Origin of the sequence: Cloacibacillus sp. (assembly GCF_020860125.1) — a bacterium.
Classification (GTDB): Bacteria; Synergistota; Synergistia; order Synergistales; family Synergistaceae; genus Cloacibacillus.
Genome location: NZ_JAJBUX010000095.1, coordinates 21,174 through 29,216 on the forward strand (window position 1 = coordinate 21,174; position 8,043 = coordinate 29,216).

7 protein-coding genes and 1 pseudogene are annotated in these 8,043 nt (G+C 54.9%); 4 read left to right on the plus strand and 4 right to left on the minus strand.

The annotated features are described in order from the left end of the window. Window positions 1-63 precede the first annotated feature (63 nt). The 4 genes from hypD to LIO98_RS12055 form a co-directional block, all read right to left on the minus strand. Window positions 64-2,424, minus strand: a complete 2,361-nt coding sequence (gene hypD, locus LIO98_RS12040; protein ID WP_291957462.1) for a trans-4-hydroxy-L-proline dehydratase — start codon at window positions 2,422-2,424, stop codon at window positions 64-66. A gap of 94 nt (window positions 2,425-2,518) precedes the next feature. Continuing rightward, complete coding sequence (locus tag LIO98_RS12045; protein WP_277001910.1) at window positions 2,519-3,424, minus strand: glycyl-radical enzyme activating protein; 906 nt, start codon at window positions 3,422-3,424, stop codon at window positions 2,519-2,521. Then, entirely contained in the window at window positions 3,417-3,578 is a 162-nt protein-coding gene (locus LIO98_RS12050) for a hypothetical protein (RefSeq protein WP_291957466.1), read from the minus strand. The genes LIO98_RS12045 and LIO98_RS12050 overlap by 8 nt, the downstream gene beginning before the upstream one ends. 37 nt (window positions 3,579-3,615) lie before the next feature. After that, window positions 3,616-4,056, minus strand: a complete 441-nt coding sequence (locus LIO98_RS12055; RefSeq protein WP_291957468.1) for a GntR family transcriptional regulator — start codon at window positions 4,054-4,056, stop codon at window positions 3,616-3,618. 534 nt (window positions 4,057-4,590) lie between these two features. Between LIO98_RS12055 and LIO98_RS12060 the strand changes: the two are divergent. From LIO98_RS12060 to LIO98_RS12075, 4 genes and pseudogenes are all read left to right on the plus strand, one after another. Continuing rightward, window positions 4,591-5,007: pseudogene (locus LIO98_RS12060) on the plus strand (aminotransferase class I/II-fold pyridoxal phosphate-dependent enzyme); the annotation flags it as partial. Between the two features lie 52 nt (window positions 5,008-5,059). Beyond that, complete coding sequence (locus LIO98_RS12065) at window positions 5,060-5,617, plus strand: hypothetical protein (RefSeq protein ID WP_291957471.1); 558 nt, start codon at window positions 5,060-5,062, stop codon at window positions 5,615-5,617. 114 nt (window positions 5,618-5,731) lie between these two features. Continuing rightward, a complete protein-coding gene (locus LIO98_RS12070) occupies window positions 5,732-6,895 on the plus strand; it encodes a PLP-dependent aminotransferase family protein (protein WP_291957474.1) in 1,164 nt (387 codons plus the stop codon). Between the two features lie 137 nt (window positions 6,896-7,032). Next, a complete protein-coding gene (locus LIO98_RS12075) occupies window positions 7,033-7,746 on the plus strand; it encodes a transcriptional regulator (RefSeq protein WP_288333767.1) in 714 nt (237 codons plus the stop codon). Window positions 7,747-8,043: the final 297 nt, after the last annotated feature.

The following is an 8,043-nucleotide window of genomic DNA, read 5'->3' on the forward strand; positions in this document are numbered from 1 at the left end:
AGAAAAAATCCCGCGGATAACCGCGGGATTCTCACTCTATTCTGATTTGTTAGAAGGGTATTCTTAGAAACCTTCCTGCGCGTTTCTCGCGATTATCTCTTCCTGCTGGTAGTTGTCGAGGTCCACGAAGTAGTCGCTGTAGCCGGCGACGCGGACCAGGAGACCGCGGTATTTGTCGGGATTCGTCTGCGCGTCGCGCAGCGTATCTTCGTCGACGACGTTGAACTGGATGTGGTGCCCGCCGAGCTTGAAGTATGAGCGGATAAGGTTCTTGACGCCCTCGATCCCCTCTTCTCCCGCGAGCACGGAGGGCAGGAAGCGCTGGTTGAGGAGCGTTCCGCCTGATTTGACCTGGTCCATCTTCGCGAGGGACTTGGCAACCGCCGTCGGCCCGTTTCTATCGGCGCCGTGGCTCGGCGAGGTGCCGTCGGACTCGGGCATGCCGCTGAAGCGTCCGTTGGGGGTCGCCGCGAGCTTCTGACCAAAGTAGTTGTGGCAGGTCGTGGAGAGCATATTAAGGTGGTAGGTCGGCCCAAGGATGCTGTGCTTGCCGTCGATGTTGTTGAAGAGGCTGTTGTAAACCATCTTCATCAGGTCATCGGCATAGTCGTCGTCGTTGCCGAAGAAGGGCGTCTTGTTCCAGAGGGTGAGGCGCATCTCCTCATGGCCCTCCCAGTTGGCCTTCATCGCCTCGACCACCTGCTGCAGCGTGTAGGTGCCGTCGTCATAGACGTGCTTTTTGATCGCGGAGAGGCTGTCGGTGATGGTGCCGATGCCGCAGCACTGGATGTAGTCGCTGTTGTAGCGCGGACCGCCGTTGTAGTAGTCTTTGCCCTTCTGGATGCAGTCGCGGATGACGCATGAGAGGTAGGTGGCCGCCATGTTCGTCGCGTACTGGTAGCGGAGGTAGTTGTCGACGCCGATCTTGGTCTCTATCGCGTAGGCCATCTGCTTTTCAAAGGCCGCGTAGAGGTCGTCGAATGTCTTGAACTCCGAAAGCTCGCCGGTCTTGATGCTCACCTGTTTGCCGGTGAGAAGGTCGACTCCGTTGGAGAGGGCGTATTCAAGGAGCTTCGGCACGTTGAGATAGCCGTGAAGCAGGTAGGCTTCCTTACCCGCGCAGCCGGTCTCGATGCAGCCGCTGGTGCCGCCTTCGCGAGCGTCTTCAAGGGTCTTGCCTACGCGCATCTGCTCCTGAATGACCATGTCGGCGTTGAACATCGAGGGATAGCCCATGCCGTTGCGGAATACTCTGGCCGCGGCGCGGAGCACGTTGTCCGGCGTGCGCTCGCTGACCTGAATGTTGCCCTGCGGCTGGAGGAGGCGCAGCTCGTCAAAAATCTCCAGGCAGATGTAGGTGACTTCACTTGAGCCGTCGGTGCCGTCTCTCCTGAGTCCCGCGAGGTTGATGTTTGTAAAATCGTTGTATGTGCCGCTCTCCTTCGCCGTGACGCCGACCTTCGGAGGCGCGGGGGTGTTGTTGACTTTGATCCAGAGGCAGGAGAGAAGCTCCTTCGCCTCGTCGCGCGTGAGAGAGCCGTCTGCGATACCCTTCGCGTAGAAGGGGGCGAGGTGCTGGTCAAGATGACCGGGGCTCATGGCGTCCCAGCCGTTCAGCTCGGTTATCGTTCCGAGGTGGACGAACCAGTACATCTGCACCGCCTCCCAGAAGTTGCCGGGGGCGTGCGCGGGAACGTGACGGCAGACTTCGGCTATCTTGAGAAGCTCGGCCCTGCGTCTCTCATCCTTCTCCTCCGCCGCCATCTTTTCGGCAAGCTCCGCGTGGCGCTCGGCGAAGATGATCACCGCGTCGCAGGAGATCGCCATACCCTGGAGCTGTTCGTCTTTCGCGGTGGCTTCGGGGTCGTTGATGAAGTCCAGCTTCGCGCGTGAGGCTTCGATATCTTTTTTGAGATCGAGGGCACCCTTCTGATAGATAAGGTTGTCAAGGGCGGTATGTCCGAGAGCGCGCTGTTCGCCGAATTCGGTGAAGGTACCGGCCTCATAGAGCAGCGTCCAGTCTTCGGGCATACGCTCGAAGAGGCGGTCTCTCATGCAGCGGCCGCGCCAGTAGGGCTCGACGACCTTCTCATAGGTATCCATATCCTCGGGAGACACGGTGTAGTTCTGCTGGGCGCGCGTCGTGAGGATCTCAAAGTCCTGCCTCGAGTGGCAGGTCAGTTCGGGGAAGGTCGAAACGGCCTTCGGTTTGGGGCCGCGCTCTCCGACGATGAGCTCTTCGGGGCCGATGTATATCGTCTTGTTTTCGCAGATATGCTTGAAGTTAGCCGCGCGCAGCACAGGCATTGGGAGCTTGCCCTCGTTCTCGCGGTAAAATTCGGTCTCAAGCAGGGCCCTTTCGATGTCGATCGAAGGATGTGTGTCAAAGCTTTCGTCACGCAGACGCTGGATTCTTTCGTTCATGATCTATTACCTCCCGTTGTCAATATGAAATAAGTTCGTTCCTCTAAGCGCTGGAGCCTTTTATTGCCGTTTTATCTTATACCGCCGCTGGCGGTTATCCGCCGATATGTACCTTTAGGCCGTACCCCTCGAGGATACCGGCCGCGTGGCGCGTCTGGTTCTCTGTAGGCGGCAGCAGGTCGCTGAGCTTATATTCCATGTGCCAGCGATCGTGCTTGCCCTTCGCCACCGTGTGGTAGGGCAGGATGTTGACGCCCGTGATTCCCTTGAGGGGCTGGACGAATCTGCCGAGGGCGTGCATGTTTTCGTCGCCGCTGTTGAGCCCCGGCATAAAGGGGACGCGGATGTTGATCTTCGCGCCGGCCTCCGATATCGCCCGCAGATTCTCAAGGATCACGACGTTGTCCACGCCGGTGTATTCCTTATGTTTTTCCGGATCCATATGCTTCACGTCGTAGAGGTAAAGATCCGCGCGCTTCACCGAATCCGTGATAACGCTTTTGCTCACGAAGCCGCAGGTGTCGAGCGTCCGGTGATAACCGGCCCGGCCGCAGGCATCCAGCGCCTCAAAGAGGAACTCCGGCTGCATGAAGGGCTCGCCTCCGGAGAAGGTCACGCCGCCTCCGTCGCGGAAGAATATCTCGTCCTTGTGGAGCTGCGTCATCAGTTCGTCGACGGTATAGTGTCTGCCGCAGAGCTCGCGCGCTTCGGGCGGACAGACCTCGCAACATTTGCCGCAGCCGTCGCAGAGGCCGTCGTCCGTCACGAGGGTCCCGCCCCGCACGGAGATCGCGCCGTTGTGGCAGCTCTTGACGCAGGAGCCGCAGCCGATGCACTTCTCACCGCGGAAAAGCACCACCGGCGCCACCGACTGGCTCTCCGGATTATGGCACCACCAGCAGGCCAGCGGGCATCCCTTGAGATGTACCGTCGTGCGCGTACCGGGGCCGTCGTGTATCGAATATTTTTTTATGTCAAAGATGATTCCCGTCTTACTCAACTGCGCCGTTCCCCTCCTCGGATAGGTCAAGGTCGAGATGTTTGGCAAAATAATATTTACGTATAAAGCGTTCCTGCACGGAGAACGACCAATGCACATCGCGGATATAATCCGCGGCGCTGTTGAAGTCATGGTTCCGCAGCATCTCGATCATCGTTTTGTGTTCCTCAAGGGAGTGAAGCTCCCACTCCTTAACAAAGGTCTTGTTGCGCGGAAAATCGTAGAGGGTGTATCTTAATTGAATGGAGCATCTCGGCGTTGTCCGACATTTCAAGGTACACGTTGTGGAACTTAAGGTTCGCGTCGTAAAAGACGGAAAAATTGTTCTGGTCGAGCGCCTTGCCCATCTGCTGGTTATATCTCTCCATCAGGTCGGCGTCGCTGTCGCGGAAACGGACCGCCACGAGGACGATCACCGCGGACTCAAGGGCTCCCAGCATCTCATAGATATTGCGTATCTTTTCAAGGGTCAGCGCGTTTACCACGACTCCGCGCCGCGGGAATATAGTAATAAACCCTTCGGATTCAAGCTGAAAAAGCGCGTCGTGCAGCGGCGTCCGGCTCATGCCCAGCTCCCTGCTGATATCGTTGAGGTTCAGAAAAGCGCCCACACGAATCTTTCCCTCATTCATCTGAATGCGGAGATAATCATAAACCTGTTCTCTGAGCGACTTTAATGTAAATTACGATTCGCACGTCATAGGATATTCTCCTCCCCCTAGGCTAATTGTAGCACAGATATATCAGATTGCAATATATATTTAAAAATATTTCAAGCGTCATTTACAAAACAACCAATTAATCTCGTAATAACAAGGTTTTTTCCTCTATACACCTCTATTTTCGTGATATTTTTCTAATAATTCTCCTAAACTTTTCAGCCATTTGAAGAACCGCATTATTATATTATAAATCAAGATAAGATTTGCCGAATAATAATCGGTGAGAGGGATTACAGCTTTTTAAAAAAAGGTTATACTGTATAAATAAGAATAGGTACGTTAAGGTTTACAAAACTCCACCGAGAACTATAGACGAAAGGGGAAACTTTAATGAGAATTAAAGCATTCAAGCTCGAAAGACTATTCGCCCGGTATGCGGAACAGGCAAAATATACGTTGAGCCAGTCTTCCTGCGAAAGCTGCTCAATGAAAGAAATATTGGATATGGCCGACCCGGAATGCAAGAAACTCTGGGACAATCTGAGCCTGGGATACACGAGACCGGCGGGCTTCGCTCCCCTGCGTGAGGCGATCGCCAAACGCTACACCTCTCTCCGCCCCTCCGACATCCTGGAGCTCACCCCCGAAGAGGGTATCTTCATCTTCATGAACAACATGCTGGAGCCGGGCGACGAAGTGATCGTCATGCACCCGACGCTCCCCTCGCTCTACGAGCTGCCGCGCACGCTCGGCTGCAAGGTGATAAAGTGGCCGCTGGAGGTTACGAGCTGGGGCTGGCGCCTCAATGTGAACTTCCTCGCCGAGAACATCTCGCCGAAGACAAAGCTGCTTATAATGAACATCCCCAACAACCCGACCGGATACATCCCCGTGCGCACTGAGCTCGACAGGATACTTAACCTCGCGGACCGCATTGGGCACCTGGGTCTTCAACGAAGAGACCTACTGCGGCATGGAGCACGATCCCGCGGCGGCACTTCCCTCCCTCGCGGACATCTATCCGCGCGCGACGGTCATCGGCGGCCTCAACAAGTACGGGCTGCCCGGCACGCGCATGGGCTGGCTCGCCTCCAAGAACCGTCAGCTTATCGAAGAGTGCGCCGGATATAAGGACTACACCACATACTGCAACAACGCCCCGGGCGAAATACTCGCGACGATCGCGATGAGGAACGCACCCGACCTGCTCCAGCGCAACCACAAGATAGTCCTTGAGAACCTCGGTATGGCCGAAGCTTTCTTCAAGAAACACCGTGACCTCTTCCAGTGGATACAGCCCAACGGCGGTTCTACCGCCTTCCCGCGCCTGCTGCCGCCATACGACGTGACGGAGATGTGCGAACGGGCCATGACCGAGAAAAAGCTGCTCATAATCGGAGAACGCGCCTTCGGTCTCGACACCAACCACTTCCGCGTCGGGCTTGGCCGCCTCGACTTCAGCAAGGCGCTCGCCGTATTCTCTGATATCGCCGACGAGATCCAGGCAAAACGGGCCGAAGCCGCCAACTAGGGCGCATCTTTCATCAAAACAGAGGCATATCCCGCCGGCTGACGGCAGACAACACGGCAGCCGGCGGTTTGCGTTAGAAATAAGAAAAGATCTTTACCAAGGAGTGATCACACCATGCGCTATTCAGACAGAATTTTATCCACCCCCTCCTCGTTCATCCGGGATATATTGAAGGTAACGCAGGACCTGTCCGTAATCTCTTTCGCCGGCGGCCTGCCAAACCCGATATCCTTCCCGGAAGAGGCGTTAAAGGAGTCCGCCTGCCGTATCATCGACAATGAGGGCGGCAAAGTTTTTCAATATTCGACCACGGAGGGACATCTGCCGCTGCGCCAGTTTGTAGCGGACAAGTATAACAAAAATTTCGGTCTGAATATCACGCCCGAAGACGTCCTCATCACGACAGGCTCACAGCAGGCGCTCGACCTCATCGCAAAGACGCTGCTCAATAAAGGCGACCGCGTTATCATCGAAGAACCTGGATACCTCGGAGCCATTCAGGCCTTCTGCATGTTCGAGCCGGAATTCCTGCCGGTCACGCTGGAAGACGACGGCCTCGACCTTGAAAAACTCGAAGAGGCTCTCAAGAAAGAACGAGTGAAGTTTGCCTACGTAGTGCCCAACTTCCAGAACCCAACAGGGCTCACCTATTCAAAGGAGCGCCGCGAGGCCGTCTGCGCGCTCTTCGACAGGTACGACACGGTGCTCGTCGAGGACGACCCCTACGGCGAGCTGCGCTTCAAAGGAGAAAAACTCCCCTACATCGGCGCCGGCAAGCTGCCTCACAGCGTGCTGCTCGGGACCTTCTCCAAAACCGTCACGCCCGGCATGCGCCTCGGCTTCATCATCACGCAGGATAAGGAGCTCATGAACCATCTTGTGACGGCCAAGCAGTCAAGCGACCTTCACACCAACATCTTCTCGCAGTACATGATCGCCGATTACCTCGCGCACAACGAATACCAGAAGCATGTGGACAAGATCATCGCCCTCTATAAAGGACAGGCCGAGGCGATGCTCGCGGCGATGAAGGAATACTTCCCCGCCCATGTGAAATACACCGAGCCGGAGGGCGGCATGTTCATCTGGGTGATGCTCCCCGAGGGACAGTCGTCGCTCGACCTCTTCCATAAGGCAATGGAAAAGAAGGTCGCCTTCGTCCCCGGAGACCCCTTTTATGCCGGCAAGACGAACGTCAATACCTTCAGGCTCAACTACACTAACTCCACGCCTGAGACCATCCGCGAGGGCATCAAACGGCTGGCGAAAGTCCTCTAAACAAATTCCGATACGACAGAGAGAACAGCCGGAGGAGCCTGCCGCTCTTCCGGTTATCTTTTTGCCGGCGTATCAATTTTTTGTTTATTTGCCGCGCAAATTAGTGTACAATAATCCACAGCATGGAGGTGACTGTGATGACGGCCCCGCAAAAAATAAACCCTAGATTAAAGATCCTCATCCCCGTCGTACGCGGACTAGCGAAGATACTCGGCAAAGATTACGAGGTCAACCTTCATGACGTCTCAATGCCGGAGCACTCTCTCGTCCTCTGCGAAAACGGTTACGTCACGGGACGGAGCGAGGGCGGCCCGATGACCGACTTCGGCCTTTTCATGCTCCAATCCGAGGAGTACCAGAACAAGGACGGCATCTACAACTATCTCGCGAAGAACAACCGCGGCGAACTTATCAAATGCAGCTGCATCTTCATCCGCGACGAGAACGAAAAAACCATCGCCTTCCTCTGCATCAACTACGACCTTAAAAAGGCCATCGCCGCGCAGGAGCTCATAGAAAGCCTCGTCAAGGTAGACATGGGCAAGATTGAACAATATCCTGAAAACTTCGACCCGCCCTCCGGCCAGTCGGGAAAATTCCCCGAGCCGGTGCGCGAGTCCTTCGCGCAGGACCTGGAAGAGGTGATGGGAGATTCCCTCGCACAGGCCAAAAGACGGATCGGCAAACCGCTGCAGTACCTCACCAAACCTGAAAAAAAGCAGGTCATCAAGGAACTTCACGACAAGGGCTTCTTCCTGCTCAAGGGCGCTGTTGACACACTGGCAGCTGAAATGGGCAATACAAAATTCACCATCTACGCATATATAAGGGATATACAAAAAAAGCAGTAAATCACAGCCATTATGGCAAAAAAGCTTAGTATTTTTTCGATAATACTACCCTTGCCTACAAAGCAATGTTTTTGCGTGTAGATATTTATTTTATCTTGACAAAATTTCAATATTGAATGACAATATTCTATGTTAACATCAAAAAATTGATACAAAACAATTTTTTGATGTTATAATCTACTCACCGATTTTTTCTTTACGTTTGTCAGCATTCAATTCGCCGCGCCGTCACCGGCCGGCGTAAGACCAAGGAGGGAGAGAGGGCATGGAACTGATACAGAACCACCCGATACTGAA

Excerpts from the sequence above, each read along its gene's own strand:
- LIO98_RS12055 (WP_291957468.1), bottom strand. The coding sequence starts at position 4,056 with ATGAATGAGGGAAAGATTCGTGTGGGCGCTTTTCTGAACCTCAACGAT.
- LIO98_RS12065 (WP_291957471.1), top strand. The coding sequence starts at position 5,060 with ATGGAGCACGATCCCGCGGCGGCACTTCCCTCCCTCGCGGACATCTAT.
- hypD (WP_291957462.1), bottom strand. The coding sequence starts at position 2,424 with ATGAACGAAAGAATCCAGCGTCTGCGTGACGAAAGCTTTGACACACAT.
- LIO98_RS12075 (WP_288333767.1), top strand. The coding sequence starts at position 7,033 with ATGACGGCCCCGCAAAAAATAAACCCTAGATTAAAGATCCTCATCCCC.
- LIO98_RS12070 (WP_291957474.1), top strand. The coding sequence starts at position 5,732 with ATGCGCTATTCAGACAGAATTTTATCCACCCCCTCCTCGTTCATCCGG.
- LIO98_RS12050 (WP_291957466.1), bottom strand. The coding sequence starts at position 3,578 with ATGATCGAGATGCTGCGGAACCATGACTTCAACAGCGCCGCGGATTAT.